We start from the raw sequence: 19763 nt of genomic DNA on the forward strand, positions 1-19763 counted from the left end.
AATCGTCAGTCTTTTAAATAAATTGCTTTTCACAATACTTAGCTAAATTCTCAACTTGTTAGTGTATCTATGACATTTATGGTTGATTATCTGCCAAAAATGGGCAACCTAGTACTTGATGTTATTTCTCATTGGTCTTCCGCATTAGGAAGATTGAGTATTAAAGTTCTTCGACTGACAAACAACCCATTTAAAAATATGGAAGCAAAATCAACACTCACAGAACCCGAAGTTGTCTTGTCAAATAATCAACTACAAGAACAATTAGAACAACATAAAGCTCTGGCTAGTGTCATAGTCCGAATCAGAGAATCTTTAGAATTAGAAACAATATTTAAAATTACAGTCAAAGAAGTACGTCAATTACTGCAAGCTGATCGAGTAGCTATATTTCAATTTGATCCTACAAAAAACTGGGAAGGAGCATTTGTTTCTGAAGATGTTGCTGATGAATGGGAATCAGCTTTAGCAGCCAAAGTCTATGACCATTGTTTTGGTGAAAAATTTGCGGCCGATTATCAGCAAGGAAAAGTACAAGCAGTATCTGATATTTATGCTGCTGAACTGAGTAGTTGTCATATAGAAATTTTGAATAGATTTAATGTTCGTGCTAATCTGATTGTTCCCCTATTAAGAAACCAAAAACTATGGGGATTAATTTGTATTCATCAATGTAGTAAACCTCGTCAATGGCAAGATGCTGAAATTGAATTTATCCGCCAAATTGCTGACCACCTCACCATTGCTATTCAACAAGCCAGTCATCTTCAAGAAGTTCAACTACAGGCAACAAAACTTACACAGGCAGCCCAGCGCGATCAAGTAATCGCACAAATCGTTGATCAAATTCGTTCACCTTTGGACATTGATAGCATCTTTCAAACCACTACTCAAGAAATCCGCCAACTCTTAGAAGCTGATCGTGTTGCCATCTTTCGCTTTAATCCTGATTGGAGTGGTGAGTTTGTTGCTGAATCATTTGTTGAAGGTTGCACACCTTTAGTTAATGTCCAACCCGTAATTAACGATACTTACCTACAACAAAATCAAGGAGGATGTTATGCTCAAAACCAAACTTTTAGCGCCAATGATATTTATGAAGCTAAATTAACCAATTGTCATGTGATTTTATTAGAACAATTTGAAGCAAAAGCTTTTGCCACTGCGCCCATTATTCACGGTGAAAAACTTTGGGGAATTATCGCGGCTTATCAAAATTGTGCTTCTAGACAGTGGCAACCTTATGAAATTGAATCGTTGAGCAAAATTGGTACGCAAATAGGTGTAGCGTTGCGACATTATGAATTACTAGCAAAAGCTAATGCCCAAGCAGAACAACAAAAAACATTAACTAGTGTGATTACACGTATTCGTAAATCCCTAGATTTAGAAACTATCTTTCAAACTACTGTTACTGAAGTGCGGCAAATGCTGCAAGCAGATCGAGTTGCAATCTTTCAATTTGAGCCGCAAAAAGATTGGGAAGGAGAATTTATTTCTGAAGATGTTGCGCCAGACTGGGACTCAGTAGTAGCTGCTAAAATTTATGACTATTGTTTTGGTGAACAGTTTGCGGTGCATTATCAACAAGGCAGAGTGCAAGCAGTCGCTGATATTTATGATAGTGGATTAAGTGCTTGTCATGCCAGAATTTTAGGCAATTTTCAAGTCCGGGCTAATTTAGTAGTGCCACTACTAAAACAGGGCAATTTATGGGGTTTATTATGTGTTCACCAATGTGATAAACCGAGAAATTGGCAACCTTCAGAAATCGAATTTGTGAGTCATGTTGCTGAAAACTTAGGCGTAGCTCTACAACACAACAAACTATTAAATGAAGCTCGCTATCAAGCCAATCAGCAGAAAACTTTAACTAGCATTATTACCCGAATTCGAGAGTCTTTAGATTTAGATACAATTTTTCAAACTTCTGTCACAGAGGTACGACAATTACTTCAAGCTGACCGTGTAGGCGTTTTTCGGTTTGATCTGCAAAAAGATTGGGAAGGAGAATTTATCTATGAAGATGTAATTCATGGTTATCCTTCGGCAGTAGCAGAAAAAGTTTATGATCATTGTTTTAGCGAAAACTTTGCATCGCTTTATGCTCAAGGTAGAGTCAATGCCATTACTGATATTTATCAAGGCAATTTCCTCTCTTGTTATGTCGAAATTCTCGAAAGATTTCAAGTACGAGCTAATTTAGTCGCTCCACTTTTACAAGAAGGTATCCTCTGGGGATTATTATGTATTCACCAGTGTAAAACTCCACGTAACTGGCAAAAATCAGAGATTGAGTTTGTTAGCCAAATAGCTGAACAACTAGGAGTGGCTTTAAAACAAGATTCATATTTAAAAAAAAGTTCAAACTCAAGCCGTTCAGTTAGCAGAGGCCAATGAGCGCGAAAAATCAATGGAAAGGCAAAAATTATTAGCTGAAACCATTGATAAAATTCGCCAATCACTGGATGTAAAAACTATTTTTAAAACTACTACTCAAGCGGTACGTGAGTTATTAGAAGTAGAGCGAGTTGCTATATATCGCTTTAATGATGATTGGAGTGGGAAATTTGTGGCTGATTCTTTTAAAGATGGTTGGAAACCTTTAACACAAGTTAATCCACTCGTTTTAGCTACTTTTGATGATACAGATGAAGATGATAAATTACCTCGTAATGAGACTTTTGTGCCTATTCGTCAAGGTGAACGTTTATGGGGATTATTAGTTGCTTATCAAAATTCTCAACCACGTTATTGGAAAGATGAAGAAATTAATTTATTAGCGCAAGTTGGTGTGCAGTTAGGTATTGCTCTTCAACAAGCGGAATTACTAGAACAAACCAAACGTCAAACTCTAGAATTAACTCAAACTTTATGTGAATTAAAGCAGACTCAAGCTCGGTTAATCCAGGGAGAAAAAATGGCGGGATTAGGACAATTACTCGCTGGTGTCGCTCACGAAATTAATAACCCTGTTAGTTTTATTTTTGGTAATCTGATTCATTTAAATGAATACACTCAAGAGTTAATAAATATTTTGCAGATTTACCGTCAATATAGTTCTTATTTGCCCAATATTAAAGAAAAGATAGATAATCAGAATTTGGAATTTATCGTCGAAGATTTGCCTAAAACAATAGATTCCATGAAAGTCGGCGCAGAAAGAATTAGCGAAATTGTACTGTCACTAAGGAATTTTTCTCGTACTGATGAAGCGGATTTAAGGGCTGTAGATATTCATGAAGGATTGGATAGTACTTTACTGATTTTAGGACATCGCCTCAAGGAAAATAGGGCGCGTCCTAATATTGAAGTGGTGAAGGAATACGGCACATTACCTTTAGTAGAATGTTATCCTGCACAACTGAATCAAGTATTTATGAATCTTCTGAGTAACAGTATTGATGCTTTAGAAGATAAGTTTAAAATTATCTGGAATCAGCATTTACAAGCTTCAACTAGCTGTCCTAGAGTACCTTTAAAAATTTGGATCAGCACTCAAAAGAGCGATCGCCAAGTAGTCATCAAAATCGCTGATAATGGTCTGGGAATCCCTGAAGATGTCACTTCCCATATTTTCGACCCCTTCTTTACCACCAAAGAACCCGGTAAAGGTACAGGATTAGGTTTATCTATTAGCCACCAAATCATTGTCGAAAAACATCAAGGTCAAATTAAATGTGCATCAACTCCCGGAAAAGGAACAGAATTTTTAATTGAACTTCCCTGTTCTCATGATTAAAATCTTTCTAATAATTCAGGAATCAGAAGTCGGAATCGAGAATATTTGGCAAATCTAGGCTTTCATCGACAGAGATTCTCATATTTCTAGACTCTGAGTCATCATACTGTGACCACTTCTGACTTCTGTATTCTGAATACTGACAATCCTTCAACGACAACCCAAACTATCGCGTGTCGCTACTCCGGTAGTTAAATTTATCCCTGTCGCTCTTTCACATAACAATGAAACTTGATAGCGGTCAATTAACGCATCTGTAAAATCCGCGCCAGTAATATCAGCATCGTAAAAACGACTACGGGTTAAAGTAGCTTCCGTAAAATTAGCATTTTTTAAGTTAGCACCATCTAAAGTCACCCGATCTACTAAAGCACCCGTTAAGTTTGCACCTTCTAAATTAGCTTTTAACAAAACTCCTTTAGTGAAAATCGCATTGGTTAAATTTGCGCCTTGGAAGTTAGTACCCCGCATTTCCGCAGCCACAAAAGTTACACCTGCTAAATCAGCATTGGAGAAGTCACGGTTTTCTAAATTGGTATTGCTGTAGTTGATGGTATTAATTTGAGCAAAAGCTGGTCTTGGACTCAGTATGAGCCACAAGCCAGCTAAAAGGAGAATTAGAATGAAACTTAACAATTTCTGCCAAATCTTTTTCATAACTTTACGCACCTCTCTACTGAGTTATGAAAACTGAGTGAAGTTTGAAACAAGCAAACTTCAAAATTTCTGACTAATCTTGTTCACAACTTTATAGTCAAGAGTCAAACAAATAGTAACAAATGACTAATGACTCTTGACCAATAACTTGTGACTATTTCCAATCTTTCCCAATCCGAATTGTGATATCTGATTCCAAGTCTCCAGATGTTGACACTTCTATTTGACCCAAACCTAAGATTTTCTGTAACTCAATTCCCGGTTGTCGGCTACCTCTGTGGACAATAATCTGGGTTTGGCGCTGGCTATCAGGCCAATCTGAGGTTGTGTAAATATTTTTAAAGCCTTTCTCTTTGAGATAGGCAATAACTTTTTCCGTAACTTGTGGTTGATTAGAAGCATTTTGAATAGCAATTTTGAGGTTAGAAACTGGACGTGTATCTGGTTTAAGTCCAGGTACATCTACCCCAACATAATTATTCAAGAGATTTGATTGTCCAGTCATATTCAGCCAATAGCTATTGGGGTCTTTACTAAAACGGCTGAAGGTACCGGGAACAGTGGTCATTTGGAAATTATCCCGCTCTACGTTCACGGAGAAATTCACCAAAGCCATCATTTCTTCTATCTTTAAGTTGGTATCAAAATACTTCCGCATTATGCGGGTTAATTGGGGCAATTTCGGTACGACAGTAGGACTATTGAGGCGTTGAATCAATGCTCCTAGTAGTGCTTGTTGACGCTGTACTCTTGGTAAATCACCTAGTCCATCTTCCCGGAAACGAGCGAATTGTTCTGCTTGTTCGCCGTTGAGGGTTTGCCAGCCACTGACTAGATTAATGTTCAATTGGCTGCTACTATCGTGGTATTCCATTGCTTTAGGTACAAATACTTCTACCCCATCCAACTGATCCACTAATTGCCTCAAGCCACTGGTAGAAATCCGAATATAACGGTCAATGGGCGCATTGTTTAAGGTGCGGCTAACTACTCTTGCTGCCAATACTGGCCCGCCTTGGGGATTAGCATCTGATAGCTTGGTTAACCCTTTTTCAGGGATTGCGATCATTGTATCCCTGGGAATGGAAAGCACCCGAATGGATTTATCACTGGGGTTGAGCCTGACCAAAAGCATGGTGTCGCTTTTCCCAGCAAAACTTTCCGGTGAACCATCAACAGCACCGTTGACTGGTTCAATCCCCATAATCAAAATATTCATGGGGCGTGATAGCTGGTATTGGGAAATTTTGCTCCATAATTCCCCAGGTAAAGGGACTTTCTGCTCTTCTTTACCAGCAAAACCTAGTTCCTCATCGGTTTTATCTAAATTGCTCCATAAGGGAGTCCACAGCGCCAAAGTGGAAACTAAAAGTCCAGAGAGAATTACCCCCATAACTACTGTCAGTATCCACAGTAGCCAGCGGGGCATACTTAAGCCCAATCTCTCGTACAGTTCGTTGGGAATTGCACTGACTGACTCTACAACAGTACGAGTGGAACTGGCTGATGCTTCTTGAGATACCGATTCTGTGCTGGTATCTGTGATAGTTTGCAGCGTTCCCTGAGTTTCAACGCGTTGAATTTGACCTGGTTTGCTTTCCAAGTCTAAATTCGGTATTTGCTGAGACTTTACTTCATTTTCAGATAATTGAACTTCTCTAATCACAATTTTCTCCCCACTCAACCACTTCCATAAAAGTTATGTTAATGCAAGCTACAAATCTTGCCAGAGTAAATGCTCACAGTAAACTTGTAGTGTTCTTGCGTAGGTGTGTATGACAACATGAATAATTCCTTGTTCCCCGTTATCCTCGCTGGTGGCAAAGGTGAGCGTTTCTGGCCTCTAAGTCGCAAAGACCGTCCTAAACAATTTTTAAGCTTAGATGGCAGTTCTAGAAGTTTACTGCAAGCAACTGCTGATCGGTTGCTCCCATTGGCAGACGGTTGGGATTCCTTGTGGGTGATTACTTCCAGCCAGATAGCTGGAGGTGTACGCCAACAGTTACCCGAACTGCCATCGCCAAACTTACTCATTGAGGTAGAAGGAAGGGATACTGCCGCCGCCGTTGCTTGGACAAGTTTAGAAATTAAAAAACGTTATGGAGAAGACGCAATTATAGGCTTTTTTCCGGCTGACCATTGGATAGCTGACCAAAAGGCGTTTACTGACACATTAAAGGCTGCTACTCAACTGGCAACAAGCACCAAAGCGATTGTTACTTTAGGAATTAAGCCTGCTTTTCCATCAACTGGTTACGGCTACATTGAACAAGGTGAAAAGATTGGTAGCTTTAATGAGTTGCCAGCTTATCATGTCAACCGCTTTACTGAAAAGCCCAACCGTGAGTTAGCAGAAACTTTTTTATCTACGGGACGTTTTAGCTGGAATAGTGGAATGTTTGTCTTTCGGGCTGGGGTTGTTCTTGAGGAACTTTACACCCATGCTCCAGAAATCATAAAACCTCTGGAACAATACGGCCCTGATATTTACCCTGAATTACCTAAAAAGAGTATAGACTATGCACTCATGGAAAAAACCAATTTAGCATACGTCCTCCCGGTAGATTTTGGTTGGGATGATTTAGGCGATTGGAATGCGATCGAACGTTTATTAAAAAAGGAAGAGACTCCCAATGTAGAATTAGCTACCCATATAGGTTTAGATACGCAAGGAGCGATTGTTTATGCCTCTAATCCCGATGATGTAATTGTTACTATTGGTTTAGAAGATGTGGTGATTGTGCGCGATCGCAATGTTACCCTCATCGTTAATAAAGAACGCACCCAAGAAATTAAACAGGTTCTCAAAATCCTGCAAGATGACCCGCGCTTTACAAACCTACTGTAATTATCAAAGTTAAAACCCTTGACAGAGGCTTAAAAGCTAGTTTTTTTATTATAACTTGACTGTCTGTTGTTTTTACTGACAGTTATGCAAACTTTAAGCTTTGAGCCTCTGGCCAAGACAATGGCAATTCACTCTATCACTGCTTATCAAAGATATATTTCTCCCGTGAAAGGCTTTGCTTGCCCGCATCGGCAATTACACGGTGGAGAATCTTGTTCTACTTATATTAAAAGAATGTTAAGTGAGCAAAGTTTGATGGAAGTTGTAAAATCATCCCAAAAAAGATTTCAAGACTGTGCTTTGGCCAGTAGAACCTTAACTAAAACTAGCTCTGGCTGTATTGTAATTCCCTGTTGTCTACCTTTTTAACTTCTCTGCGTTCTTGCAGGTGTTTACCATCATGTTCCTAACTCAAACTGTTCCTCGTCAACGAGAAATTATTGAAGTGGTGCTTCGTAATGGCTGGGACTATATGCGGAGGCTACTAACTGGTGGCAAAACCGATGAACCCCAGCTACCTACCCCAGCAGTATTAAAAAATATTTTGGTAAGTTTGGGGCCTGTTTATATCAAGCTTGGTCAGTTATTATCGACTCGTCCCGATTTACTTAGTGCAGCTTACATTGAGGAACTGTCAACACTGCAAGACGAAGTACCGCCAGTTCCCTGGTCAGAGATAGAAGTAGTTATTCGCAAACAGTTAAAACGCCCCCTAGAAGAAGTTTTTCCCAAGATTAACCCTGTACCAGTTGCGGCGGGATCAATTGCCCAAACTCATCGCGCTACACTAGCTGATGGTCGGGAAGTCGCTTTGAAAGTTCAACGTCCAGGAATTGATACGACTATTGCCCAAGATATTGCTTTAATTCAGGGGATCGCTGATTTAGTCGCGCGTACTGATTTTGGGCAAACTTACGAAATTAAATCAATTGCAGAAGAATTTACTAAAGCTTTAGAAGCAGAGCTAGACTTTACCAGAGAAGCGACTTTTACAGACCAATTACGCCGGAATTTATCTAAAGGTCGTTGGTTTGACCCGCAACAAATCGTCGTGGCGGAGATTCACTGGCATTTAACTTCCGAAAAATTGTTAGTGATGGAATGGTTGGATGGTGTGCCTTTATTGTCAGCAAGGTTGACAGGTGACAACAACGGCACAGATATTGCTACCCAGCGCAAAAATATCACAACATTACTATTTAGAGCATTTTTCCAACAGTTATATATTGATGGGTTTTTTCATGCCGATCCCCATCCGGGAAATTTATTTTATCTGCAAGATGGTCGGGTGGCACTTTTAGATTGTGGAATGGTGGGCAGACTTGATCCCCGTACCCAGCAAATTTTAACAGAGATGTTGTTGGCGATCGTGGATTTAGATGCTGGTCGATGCGCTCAGTTAACTTTACAATTAGCAGATTCGCCACAGCCTGTAATTTTAGCGCGACTGGAAAGTGATTACGATCGCATGTTGCGAAAGTATCATAATGTCAGCTTGACAAACATGAATTTTAGTCAAGTGATTTATGAAATTTTGCAAGTCGCCCGCAACAATAAAATTAGATTGCCCAGCAATATGGGTTTGTATGCCAAAACCCTAGCTAATTTAGAAGGTGTCGCCAGGGCTTTCAATCCTGAGATTAATTTGTTTGATGAGGTTAAGCCCTTAATTACCGACTTGTTTCGTCGTCAATTAGTCGGTGAAAATCCAGTGCGATCGCTTCTGCGTACCGCCCTCGACCTCAAAAGTTTATCATTACAATCACCCCGACAAGTTGAACTTTTACTTGATCGTGTAACATCAGAGACATTACGTTGGAATTTATCATTGCATGGATTAGATGGTGTACGCCGCACAATGGATGATGCAGCCAATCGCCTCTCTTTCAGTATTTTGGTAGGTTCACTGATTATGGGAGCAGCAATTATTTCCACTAAAGCCCAGACAACGCAACTATCGTTTTTAAGTAGTGTGTTATTTGCCGCCGCCAGTTTATTAGGATTGTGGTTGATTATTAGTATTTTGCGATCGGGACGTTTACGTTAGTTCACTTGCTTTACCTTGGCTTTACCAATCTCCAGGATAATACTGATAAATATTTAAAACCTTAGATAGACGCAGATGCACGCTGATCATTATTCTACATATAGCAGTTGAAGCATAAATTACAACCATATTTGTGGCTGAAATCGTCCCTTGAAGGTTTTAAGATAAATTTTATGCCGCATATTTTTGTTGAAAACTTAAGTAAATCTTATCCGGTGGCGATTAAAGAACCAGGTATCGCTGGGACAATTACTCACTTTTTCCGCCGCACCTACCGTTCAATTCAAGCTGTTGAAAATGTTTCCTTTGAAATTACCCCTGGTGAGGTAGTAGGATTTTTAGGGCCGAATGGTGCTGGAAAAACTACCACACTCAAAATGCTCACTGGTCTGATTCATCCTAGTAGTGGGACAGTGAGAGTAGCTGGACATATTCCGTTTTTACGCCAAGAAGCATTTTTGCAAAAAATTACCTTGGTGATGGGACAAAAGCAGCAATTAATCTGGGACTTACCCGCAATAGACTCTTTAAAAATTAATGCTGCTGTCTACAACATTTCTGACCAAGAATTTTCTCTCCGCTTAAGAGAATTAACAGAAATGCTAAACCTCCAAGGAAAGCTGACTCAACCAGTACGCAAGCTATCTTTGGGTGAGCGAATGAAAGCAGAACTGTTAGCTGCACTTTTACATCGTCCCCAAGTCTTATTTCTTGATGAACCAACTCTTGGACTTGATGTGAATGCTCAAGTAGCAGTACGAGATTTTCTGCGAGACTACAATCAGCGTTATCAAGCCACCGTATTATTAACTAGTCACTACATGGCTGATATTACCGCTTTATGTCAGCGAGTATTATTAATTCACCAAGGAAAGCTGATGTATGACGGTAGTTTAGATGGACTGTTAGAACGCTTCGCACCATATCGAGAAGTTCACGTAGAGTTAGCCCAACCTTTATCAAGGGAAAAGCTCAAGTCTTATGGAGATGTGCAATCTTTAGACGGGCGAGCTGTCTGTTTTATGGTACAGCAAGAAGCTCTCACTCGTACAGTATCTCAGATTTTGTCAGAACTAGAAGTCATCGATTTAGAAGTGAAAGAACCGCCCATAGAAGAAGTCATAGGTAAAGTATTTCAGGCGGGAGTCGTTTAGTAAGTGCTGAGTGCTGAGGAAAAGAAATAAAACAACTTGGTTAACGACAAATGACAAATGAAAAAATTTATTAGAAAAACTTTAACTTTTTTGGCTGTATACAACACCTATATGATGGAGTTTCGTGCAGAACTAATTTTATGGGTGTTGTCTGGATCTTTACCTATAATCCTTATGGGTGTTTGGATGCAAGCAGCACAAGGAGGCAAATTTGGTTTGTCTTCTGTGGATTTTTCTCGTTATTTTCTAACAGTCTTTGTAGTAAGACAAATTACTGTTGCTTGGGTAATTTGGGAATTTGAAAAAGAAGTAGTAGAAGGTAAACTTTCTCCTAGATTGTTACAACCACTAGACCCGGTATGGCATCATGTAGCGTCTCATCTGGCTGAAAGAGTGACGCGGATACCATTTACCATACTGCTAATAATTTTATTTTTTGTACTGTATCCCCAGGCTTTTTGGTTGCCAAGTTTTGGGCAGGTGTTTCTATTTACGTTAGCAGTGGTGTTAGCATTTATTTTGCGGTTTGTCATTCAATACACCTTTGCTGTGTTAGCTTTTTGGACAGAACGTGCTAGTGCTTTAGAAAATTTCTGGTTCTTATTCTTTTTATTTTTATCGGGGATGGTTGCACCTTTAAATGTGTTTCCCGAATTTGTACGCAATATTGTTTTATTTACACCTTTTCCCTATTTAATTGATTTCCCTGCAAGTATTTTGGTGGGACTACCTGTAGATATAGCGCAGGGTTTTTTATGTATGATTGGTTGGATAATGATATTTTTGGGCGCAAACCGTTTGTTGTGGCGGGCGGGATTGAAGCGATACTCTGGAATGGGCGCGTGAGCTAATATATTTTTATTTCACGCAGAGACACATACTTCGACTGTGCTCAGTAACCGGAGGCGCGGAGGAATTGAGAGTTTTACAATCAATAAATTTATTCTTCACTATCTTGATATAAATCTTGTAATGCTTGCAGTTGAGTTTTGCGGGAAATTCGACGATATTTTTTACTTTCTAGTTTGGGTTCGTATTTACTCTGTCCTTTACCTTTGGTTTTTAACTTCAAGGTAGATTCAGGATCGGCTTGTTGGTTCAATTGGGTTTGTCTGGCGATCGCTTCCTCCAAAAACTCTAGATAATGTTCATAGCGTTCCCAATTTCCCCGCACGGCGCAATCAGGCTCGTCTCGATGCAAACAATCACTAAATCGACAGTGATTCACTTCTAATAGTTTTCTGACTTCAGGAAAATAGTAAACTAATTCTTCTGGTTGAGCATCCAAATCTGGTTGATTAAAGCCAGGGGTATCTGCTAGCAAACCACCATCAGGTAATTCAAATAATTCTACATGGCGAGTTGTATGACGACCACGGGCAAGTTTACCAGAAACTTCTCCGACTCGCAGGTTAATATCAGGAATTAAGGCATTAATTAAGCTGGATTTCCCCACACCAGAAGGCCCAGCAATTACCGTAGTTTTATGACTAAGATGAGTGATTACTTGGTCAAGATTAATTTGATTCTGCACACTAATAAATAACGGTTGATAACCCCAACCCAAGAGGCGATCGCTAATTTCTTGCTGTTCTTGGGCTGAGATTAAATCGCTTTTATTCAAACACAAAACCACATCCCAACCAGTAGACTCAGCTTTCACTAAAAATCGACTTAATTGATAAGCTTCTAAGGGTGGATCAGCAACAGCAAATACCAACATAATTTGGTTGACATTAGCGATCGCAGGCCGGTCTAATTGTCCAGTGCGGGGTAAAACTTCTGCGATCGCACCGCGTCCACCAGCCCAATCTGGTTCTTCTATCACCACGCGATCGCCCACCATCACCTGCTGTCCAATTTTCTTTAACCTGGTTCTGCGGGTACACAAAAGTATAGGGAGATGTGCAGGAGCTATCTCCCTATTGTCTTGATCTAGCTGTACCCTGTAAAAATTGGCTTGTACAGCTAAAACTGTACCCAGTAACTGTCCATCAGTAGCAACAGCCATCATTTATTAGCGGCCGGACAACGGACTAACAAAGAAAAATACTCGCTACAGTCTGTAATTTGCTCTACCTGATAGCCTGCCATTGTTAAGCTATCAGGAACTTGCTCGATTGGTTCTCCGGGGTCGAGCCATACTTCGAGCAAATCTCCTGGCGACATTTTTTCGAGGCGGAGTTTTGTCCGCACAAAATTAATCGGACAAGGAGTACCGCGCAAATCGAGTTGAGCATCGGGAGTAGATACAGAAGATAGATTCATTACTTGAACAAATTCCCCAAGAAACCTTCTAAACCACCTTTACCAGTGCGATCGCCTTTAATTTTAGCCAGCTTCTCTAGCAATTCTCTCTCCTCTGGGGTGATTTTAGTCGGGATATCAATTAACACTGTTAGAAGATGATCTCCCCGACTCACAGGATTACCCAAACGCGGTACGCCACGATTTTCGAGCTTCATCACTGTATTTGGCTGTGTTCCTGGGGGAATGATTAATTCCACTGGCCCATCAACTGTATTCACTTCCAAACGACAACCTAAAATGGCTTGTAAATAGCTCACCTTGATTTCCGAAAGCACATTAATGCCATCGCGCTGGAATTCTTCATCTTCGTTGACAAACAGGTAAACGTACAAATCTCCAGGAGGGCCACCACGTTGACCTGCGTCACCTTCTTGTCCTATGCGTAAGCGTGTACCGTTATCTACGCCAGCCGGAATTGTAATTTTAAGTTTTTTGGTAACTTGATTTGTACCTCGACCGTCACAAGCATCACACTTATCTTCAATTACCGAACCAGTACCATTACAAGTCGGACAAGTGGAAACTTGTGTAAAACTGCCAAAAGGTGTCCTCGTGACACGGCGTACTTGACCGGAACCGCTACAAGTGGAACAAGTACGGGGACGGGTTCCTGGTTTTGCGCCAGAACCATTACAAGCTTCGCAAGTTTCGAGGTGAGAAATGCGAATTTCCTTTTCACCACCAAATACTGCTTCGCGGAAATCCAGCTTTAGGTCTAGTCGTAAATCATCACCCCGCACTGGGCCACTGCGACGTCTTTGCGCTGTCTGTCCACCCATACCGCCGCCAGCAAAGCCGCTGAAAATGCTTTCAAAGATATCGGCAAAACCACCCATATCACCCATATCTTGAAAGCCCACACCAGCACCGGAAACACCTTCTGGGCCAAAGCGATCATAACGCGCCCTGGTTTCTGGTTCTGAGAGTACCTCATAAGCGCGGTTGATTTCTTTAAACCGTTCCTCTGCGCCCGGTTCTTTGTTCACATCTGGGTGATACTTACGGGCTAAACGGCGGTAAGCTTGTTTGATTTCTTCTTTGTCGGCGTCACGAGAGACACCCAGAATTTCGTAATAGTCGCGGGCCATATAGCAAAGGTAAAAGATAGAAGGAAGAAGGCAGGAGGCAGGAGGTGAGGTAGCCCCCGTCTTGGCGGTTCCCGTCGATGGGGGACTGCCGAACCCGAAGGGCAGGAGGCAGAAGGCTTAGAAGAATTCCTAGTGAATCTTAACTCAGCACTCAGCACTCAAAACTCAGCACTTTTTAAGGCAGAAGGCATAGATTAACTTTTATTAATAACTGATTGTACCTTTTACCTTTTATAAAAATCACCAGCAAATTTTGCTCAACATTTGCTGTTATGTGGGAAACGACAAGGACTAACGAAAGTTAACAGCGAAGTTAGCAGATGCTAGAAGCTTTGGCTGTTGAGTTAGCTGTCTCTTTTACAATTGTGCTACGTGACAGGAAAAAACCCTGCTGATGAACTAGAGGGGCTAACCGCACCATTAGGTGTGGAAAACCCCCCATTTGTAGTACATTGCATCTGTAGTAAGACAGAATTTCAAGATTAAAGAACAAAGTATGAAAGGTTTAAACTTCATACTTTAAACTTCAGACTTTACCCTTTAGTCTATCGCCTCATAATCAGCTTGTGCAGTCATTTCCTCATCAAAATCGAAATTAAATTGAGGGATGACAGTTCCACTGGCATGATTTTCTAATGGAGATGCTAATAATGGCTCGGAAACTGCTTCACCTTCATCGGTATTGGGATTGTTAGCGCGGTTATAAACATCAGCACCGATCGCAAATAGGGTTTGCTGGAAGTCATCTAAGCAATTTTGAAATTCTTGCAGAGAAATACTCGGATTACTCATCACAGCTTGCAGTTGGACAAACTTTTCATGGGCTAAAGTTTTCATCTGCTCGCCAATCAAGTTGCCATTATCCTTCAAAGTGGATTCGTAGCTGACTAACAAATTATCGGCTTGGTTTTTCAGTTCTACAAACTCCTTGCGTTTTTTGTCTTCTTCGGCAAAAACCTCAGCTTCTTGGCGCATCCGTTCGACTTCGTTAGCACTCAAACCACCAGTGTTAGTAATCCGAATACTTTGCTCTCGACCGGTACCTTTATCTTGAGCCGCAACCTTGAGGATACCGTTAACATCAATTTCAAAAGATACTTCAATTTGAGGAACACCACGAGGAGCCGGAGGAATCCCCGCTAACAAAAACTTACCTAAACTTTTATTATCCCTTGCCATTGCCCGTTCCCCTTGGAGAACGTGAATTTCTACAGAAGTTTGACCATCAATTGCTGTGGAAAAAACTTGAGATTTGCTGGTGGGAATTGTGGTGTTACGTTCGATAATTTTGGTGAATACTTCGCCCAGGGTTTCAATACCCAAAGACAAGGGAGTGACATCTAATAACAAAAGATTATCAACTTCACCACCGAGAACACCAGCTTGAATGGCGGCTCCCAATGCGACAGCTTCATCCGGGTTAATTGAGCGATCGGGCGTTTTGCCGTTAAAAAATTTAATTAAAGCATTTTGAACAGCCGGAATCCTAGTTGAACCACCAACTAAAATAATTTTGTCGATGTCTTGGGGTTTGAGATCAGCATCTTTGAGAGATTGAATCATTGGTTCAATCGTCGCCTCAATCAAATGTGCTGCGAGTTCTTCAAATTTAGAACGGCTGAGTTCCGTCTCTAGATGCTTTGGCCCGGATGCGTCGGCGGTAATAAATGGCAAGTTAATCGAGGTAGTCCCCATACTAGAGAGTTCAATTTTAGCTTTTTCTGCTGCTTCCCGTAGACGCTGCAAAGCCATCTTATCTTGGGCGAGGTTAATTTTTTCTTGTTCCTGGAAGCGTTCAATCATCCAGCGCACAATACAGTTATCGAAGTCATCACCACCCAGTTGATTATTGCCGCTAGTTGCTTTGACTTCAAAAACTCCATCTCCTAGTTGCAAAATCGATACGTCAAAAGTACCGCCGCCCAAGTCAAACACGAGAATTAATTGCTCTTGGTCTTGCTTATCTAAGCCAAAAGCTAAAGCCGCCGCAGTCGGTTCATTGATAATACGTAATACTTCTAAACCAGCGATTGTCCCAGCATCTTTAGTTGCTTGTCTTTGGGCATCAGTAAAATATGCTGGTACGGTAATTACGGCTTGGGTGACAGATTCTCCTAAAAAATTTTCCGCGTCCTGCTTCAATTTTTGCAGAATCATCGCGGAAATTTCTTGTGGTGTGTAATTCTTGCCACGAATCTGGACATCAACAGTTTCATCTCGGCCTTTAACACAATTGTAAGGAACGCGATCGCGTTCATGTTCCGTATCTTCCCAACGACGGCCGATGAATCTTTTGATACTGTAGACTGTATTTTCGGCATTAGTTACGGCTTGGCGTTTTGCCAGCTGACCGACCAAGCGATCGCCACCCTTGCCAAATCCCACAATACTAGGAGTGGTTCTTCCGCCTTCCGAATTGGCAATTACAATCGGCTGACCACCTTCTAAAACTGCGACGCAACTGTTAGTCGTGCCTAAGTCGATCCCTATAACTTTTCCCATACTTACAGTATTTGTACTGAATGCTTTTACCGTGTGTTGTTGCGCGGGATATTTTTGTACGGGCTAAAGCTAAAGGCTAAGTCTGTCAAACGCACTAACTAAATATCGGCTGTTTGCCACAAAACCAGTTTCCCTAAGTAAATACAACTAGGGGTTGGGCTGCTAAACTACGGCAAACCGTCAACAGCCCTTTCCTTTTTGAAATATAAACTGCTCGCCCGTATATTACCTGAGTACGCACTTCGTAAAAGTAAAAAGTCAAAAGGTAAAAACAAAAACTTTAGTCATAATTGTTTTGACTTTGGCTTTTTGACTTCGTACGAAGAGACAGTCAGCAAGGCGAGCAAATACAGTTTAACTGTTAGCTGGACTCGACTGATCTTCAGGTGCAGACAGTGTATCCTCCTTCGGAGCAGCCACCTTGACCATTGCATGACGTAGCACGCGATCGCCTATATAATATCCGCGTACTAACTCTTCTAACACTGTTCCTTCTGGATGTTCATCCGTAGGTTCGCGCATTACTGCTTCATGAAGGTTCGGATCAAACTGTTCACCTTCCGGCCGCATCGGTGATACTCCCAACCGTTTCAGACAATCCACTAATTGTTTATAAACTCCTTGATAACTTTTGTGAATTGTCATCTCACCGTCAGTTTGTGGCTTGAGGTGCGCTCGCGCCCGTTCAAAATTATCGACCACTGGCAGTAATTCTAAAATTGTATTCCGCTTCACTTGTACGTCTAGCTCTTCTTTTTCTTTGCTAGTACGTTTGCGGTAATTTTCAAAATCTGCCGCAATCCGCATGTACTGACTACTACGTTCTTCTACTTGCGCTTTGAGAGACTCTATTTGTTGAGTTAACTCTGTCAAAGCTGCCGTGTCTGCTGGTGTTTTCTCGGTAGCAGCGAAGCCATCTTCTTGATTGAGCGCAGCCGTATCTCCTGATACATTGCTTGTGGCTGCCACTTGCTCAGTAACTTCGCTGCCAGATTCGTTGGAGTTGATTTGGGCTGGGGAGTCGCTCATCATGTCTTGCTTTACCTCTGTTGGTTCACCCAATTGCTGGCTTGTATTGTTTACCTGTTTATTTTCGTCCATCATGGTCTATTCCAGATCCTCTTGTGGACAATAAATCACCGTGGAGGGAGATTTGATTGTCAACATTGTTCTGGAAGTGAGATCACCGTCATCCTATTGTGACAAATGGTGAATATATTAGCGCATACTCTCTCAGGACGGGAACCCGAACGACCAAGGATGAAGTATGAAGTGTAAATTTCAGACTTTATACTTCATACTTCAGACTTCAATCGAAAATTTTATTAAGTTTAAATGAAAATTCTGAGCCATAGCTTGGGAATACTCTAAGCAGAGGTTTTCCCCTACTAATTGCTCACCTATGACTCAATCGTCACCACAACGGCGCAGTACCGCTCTCACGACCCGAACAGAGTTTTCGCCATTCGGCAGTAAGCTAGTGCAATCTGGCTATGTTAATAGCGAACAGATGAGACAGGCACTGATTGAAAGTCGCAAATCTGGCAGACCCCTGACGGAAGTGCTGGAGTCGATCACTGGGCGACAACTATCACCGGAATTTCTTAGACAGTATAAAAAACAACAGCTATTTGAACTTAAAATACTATACGGTGTTGAATCTCTTGATCCGGAAATCAATACTATTGGCAATACCAACGTCGGCAGCCTGATTGAAACCCTGATCCCGGTTGATATTTGCCGTCGTCACCGCTTAGTACCCCTATCCAAAAACGAAGACCAAAACCCTCCCAGCGTTTTAGTGGCAATGGTCGATCCGGATAACTTAGAAGCTTCGGATGATCTCAATCGCATCTTGCGCCCCCAAGGTTTGGCATTGCAGCGGATGGTGATTACTCAAGAAGATTATCAGCAGTTAATCAACCAATATTTGGATGATTTAGCTGTGAAGCAAAAACATCTGGAACAAGAAAAGTTTACAGATATCAATCAAGATTTAGAAAATCTCGGCAATTTAGCTTTAGATGATGCTCCCGACGAGATGGAAGCTGATTTGGGATCAGCAATGAAGGGTGCAGAAGATGCTCCTGTCATCAACTTGGTGAACCGCATTCTGGCTAAGGCATTGCACGAAAAGGTTTCGGATATTCACGTTGAGCCGCAAGAAGAAAACCTTCGTGTTCGGTTTCGCAAGGATGGTGTCTTGCGTGAAGCTTTTGATCCCATGCCGAAAAAAATTATTCCAGCAGTCACGGCCAGATTTAAAATTATTGCCAGCTTAGATATTGCTGAACGGCGTGTACCTCAAGACGGACGCATTCGCCGGATGTTTGAAGGTAGAAAGGTAGACTTCCGAGTGAATACCTTGCCCAGTCGTTATGGGGAAAAGGTTGTACTGCGGATTTTGGATAACTCTTCTACCCAATTGGGATTGAATAAGTTAATCACTGATCCAGAAACCTTGAGTATTGTTCAGGAAATGGTGAGTCGTCCCTTTGGTCTGATTTTGGTAACTGGGCCAACGGGTTCTGGTAAAACAACTTCCTTGTACTCAGCATTGGCGGAAAAGAACTCACCGGGAATTAATATCAGTACAGTTGAAGACCCGATTGAGTATAGTTTGCCAGGGATTACCCAAGTACAGGTAATTCGAGAAAAAGGATTGGATTTTGCTACAGCACTGCGAGCTTTCTTGCGACAAGACCCGGATGTGTTGCTGGTGGGGGAAACGCGGGATAAAGAAACTGCCAAAACAGCGATTGAGGCAGCTTTAACCGGTCACTTAGTATTAACTACCTTACACACTAACGATGCTCCGGGTGCGATCGCTCGTTTAGGTGAAATGGGCATTGAACCATTCATGGTTTCTAGTTCCTTAATTGGTGTGTTGGCACAACGCTTGGTGCGGCGAGTCTGTCCTGACTGCCGCATTCCCTACACTCCCACAACAGAAGAACTAGCTCGCTATGGTCTATCTGCTTCTCAAGAGGTAGAACTTACCTTCTATAAAGCGAATACTTTGACAGTCGAAGCCTTAACCGATGCCAAAGCCAAAAATCATCTTTGCCCAAGCTGTAATGGTGTTGGTTACAAAGGACGTTGTGGTGTGTATGAAGTGATGCGTGTCACCGAAAACCTCCAAACCTTGATTAACCAAGAAGCACCTACCGAACGCATCAAAGAAGTGGCTGTAGAAGAAGGAATGAAAACCCTATTGGCCTACAGCTTAGATTTAGTACGTCAAGGAGCTACCACCTTAGAAGAAGTTGATCGGGTGACGTTTACCGATACAGGCTTAGAAGCAGAATTAAAAGCCAAACGTAAGACTGGCCTGACCTGTCGAACCTGTAGTGCTGAACTACAACCGGAATGGCTGGATTGTCCCTACTGTATGACACCCAGATTTCAAGATTAA

At 41.5% G+C, this 19763-nt stretch carries 13 protein-coding genes and 1 pseudogene; 7 read left to right on the top strand and 7 right to left on the bottom strand.

Annotated features, from left to right (window positions below):
* The first annotated feature begins 198 nt into the window (after positions 1-198).
* Positions 199-3742: pseudogene (locus tag ACX27_RS35880) on the top strand (GAF domain-containing protein).
* A 150-nt stretch (positions 3743-3892) separates the two neighbouring features.
* Here ACX27_RS35880 and ACX27_RS26420 read toward each other — a convergent pair.
* On the bottom strand, positions 3893-4399 hold the full coding sequence (locus ACX27_RS26420; RefSeq protein ID WP_062296814.1) for a pentapeptide repeat-containing protein: 507 nt from the start codon (positions 4397-4399) through the stop codon (positions 3893-3895).
* A gap of 154 nt (positions 4400-4553) precedes the next feature.
* Positions 4554-6065 (bottom strand): LCP family protein, encoded by a 1512-nt coding sequence (locus ACX27_RS26425; RefSeq protein ID WP_062296817.1) that lies wholly within the window; start codon positions 6063-6065, stop codon positions 4554-4556.
* Between the two features lie 117 nt (positions 6066-6182).
* Between ACX27_RS26425 and ACX27_RS26430 the strand changes: the two genes are divergently transcribed.
* The 5 genes from ACX27_RS26430 to ACX27_RS26450 all read left to right on the top strand — a co-directional run bounded on the left by ACX27_RS26430 (position 6183) and on the right by ACX27_RS26450 (position 11294).
* Positions 6183-7247: a mannose-1-phosphate guanylyltransferase gene (locus tag ACX27_RS26430; RefSeq protein WP_062296819.1), complete on the top strand. Its 1065-nt coding sequence runs from the start codon at positions 6183-6185 to the stop codon at positions 7245-7247.
* A 120-nt stretch (positions 7248-7367) separates the two neighbouring features.
* The gene (gene yidD / locus ACX27_RS26435) at positions 7368-7616 is read left to right on the top strand and encodes a membrane protein insertion efficiency factor YidD (RefSeq protein ID WP_335337738.1); all 249 of its coding nucleotides are present in this window, start codon (positions 7368-7370) and stop codon (positions 7614-7616) included.
* A 31-nt stretch (positions 7617-7647) separates the two neighbouring features.
* Positions 7648-9294: an ABC1 kinase family protein gene (locus ACX27_RS26440; RefSeq protein WP_062296823.1), complete on the top strand. Its 1647-nt coding sequence runs from the start codon at positions 7648-7650 to the stop codon at positions 9292-9294.
* Positions 9295-9467: 173 nt separating this feature from the next.
* Positions 9468-10448 carry an ABC transporter ATP-binding protein gene (locus ACX27_RS26445; protein ID WP_062296824.1) on the top strand — a complete coding sequence of 327 codons (981 nt, stop codon included), beginning with the start codon at positions 9468-9470 and terminating at the stop codon, positions 10446-10448.
* Between the two features lie 57 nt (positions 10449-10505).
* A complete protein-coding gene (locus ACX27_RS26450) occupies positions 10506-11294 on the top strand; it encodes an ABC transporter permease (protein ID WP_062296826.1) in 789 nt (262 codons plus the stop codon).
* Positions 11295-11388: 94 nt separating this feature from the next.
* On the opposite strand, the gene rsgA is transcribed toward ACX27_RS26450, so the two are convergent.
* The 5 genes from rsgA to grpE form a co-directional block, all read right to left on the bottom strand.
* Positions 11389-12459, bottom strand: a complete 1071-nt coding sequence (gene rsgA / locus ACX27_RS26455; RefSeq protein ID WP_062296828.1) for a small ribosomal subunit biogenesis GTPase RsgA — start codon at positions 12457-12459, stop codon at positions 11389-11391.
* Complete coding sequence (locus ACX27_RS26460) at positions 12459-12716, bottom strand: sulfurtransferase TusA family protein (RefSeq protein ID WP_062296830.1); 258 nt, start codon at positions 12714-12716, stop codon at positions 12459-12461. The genes rsgA and ACX27_RS26460 overlap by 1 nt, the downstream gene beginning before the upstream one ends.
* The gene (gene dnaJ / locus ACX27_RS26465) at positions 12716-13846 is read right to left on the bottom strand and encodes a molecular chaperone DnaJ (RefSeq protein WP_062296832.1); all 1131 of its coding nucleotides are present in this window, start codon (positions 13844-13846) and stop codon (positions 12716-12718) included. Before dnaJ ends, ACX27_RS26460 begins: the two co-directional genes overlap by 1 nt.
* Before the next feature lie 540 nt (positions 13847-14386).
* On the bottom strand, positions 14387-16348 hold the full coding sequence (gene dnaK / locus ACX27_RS26470; protein WP_062296834.1) for a molecular chaperone DnaK: 1962 nt from the start codon (positions 16346-16348) through the stop codon (positions 14387-14389).
* 354 nt (positions 16349-16702) lie between these two features.
* Positions 16703-17452, bottom strand: a complete 750-nt coding sequence (grpE, locus tag ACX27_RS26475; RefSeq protein WP_062296836.1) for a nucleotide exchange factor GrpE — start codon at positions 17450-17452, stop codon at positions 16703-16705.
* Positions 17453-17750: 298 nt separating this feature from the next.
* On the opposite strand from grpE, the gene ACX27_RS26480 reads away from it, so the two are divergent.
* Positions 17751-19763 carry a GspE/PulE family protein gene (locus ACX27_RS26480; protein WP_062296838.1) on the top strand — a complete coding sequence of 671 codons (2013 nt, stop codon included), beginning with the start codon at positions 17751-17753 and terminating at the stop codon, positions 19761-19763.

It is taken from the genome of Nostoc piscinale CENA21, from assembly GCF_001298445.1.
In the GTDB taxonomy this organism is placed as follows: Bacteria; Cyanobacteriota; Cyanobacteriia; order Cyanobacteriales; family Nostocaceae; genus Nostoc_B; species Nostoc_B piscinale_A.

What these genes read in the sequence shown, in the direction of transcription:
- ACX27_RS26420 (WP_062296814.1), bottom strand. Translation starts at nt 4,399, where the DNA reads ATGAAAAAGATTTGGCAGAAATTGTTAAGTTTCATTCTAATTCTCCTT.
- ACX27_RS26430 (WP_062296819.1), top strand. Translation starts at nt 6,183, where the DNA reads ATGAATAATTCCTTGTTCCCCGTTATCCTCGCTGGTGGCAAAGGTGAG.
- yidD (WP_335337738.1), top strand. Translation starts at nt 7,368, where the DNA reads ATGGCAATTCACTCTATCACTGCTTATCAAAGATATATTTCTCCCGTG.
- ACX27_RS26440 (WP_062296823.1), top strand. Translation starts at nt 7,648, where the DNA reads ATGTTCCTAACTCAAACTGTTCCTCGTCAACGAGAAATTATTGAAGTG.
- ACX27_RS26445 (WP_062296824.1), top strand. Translation starts at nt 9,468, where the DNA reads ATGCCGCATATTTTTGTTGAAAACTTAAGTAAATCTTATCCGGTGGCG.
- ACX27_RS26450 (WP_062296826.1), top strand. Translation starts at nt 10,506, where the DNA reads ATGAAAAAATTTATTAGAAAAACTTTAACTTTTTTGGCTGTATACAAC.
- rsgA (WP_062296828.1), bottom strand. Translation starts at nt 12,459, where the DNA reads ATGGCTGTTGCTACTGATGGACAGTTACTGGGTACAGTTTTAGCTGTA.
- ACX27_RS26460 (WP_062296830.1), bottom strand. Translation starts at nt 12,716, where the DNA reads ATGAATCTATCTTCTGTATCTACTCCCGATGCTCAACTCGATTTGCGC.
- dnaJ (WP_062296832.1), bottom strand. Translation starts at nt 13,846, where the DNA reads ATGGCCCGCGACTATTACGAAATTCTGGGTGTCTCTCGTGACGCCGAC.
- dnaK (WP_062296834.1), bottom strand. Translation starts at nt 16,348, where the DNA reads ATGGGAAAAGTTATAGGGATCGACTTAGGCACGACTAACAGTTGCGTC.
- grpE (WP_062296836.1), bottom strand. Translation starts at nt 17,452, where the DNA reads ATGATGGACGAAAATAAACAGGTAAACAATACAAGCCAGCAATTGGGT.
- ACX27_RS26480 (WP_062296838.1), top strand. Translation starts at nt 17,751, where the DNA reads ATGACTCAATCGTCACCACAACGGCGCAGTACCGCTCTCACGACCCGA.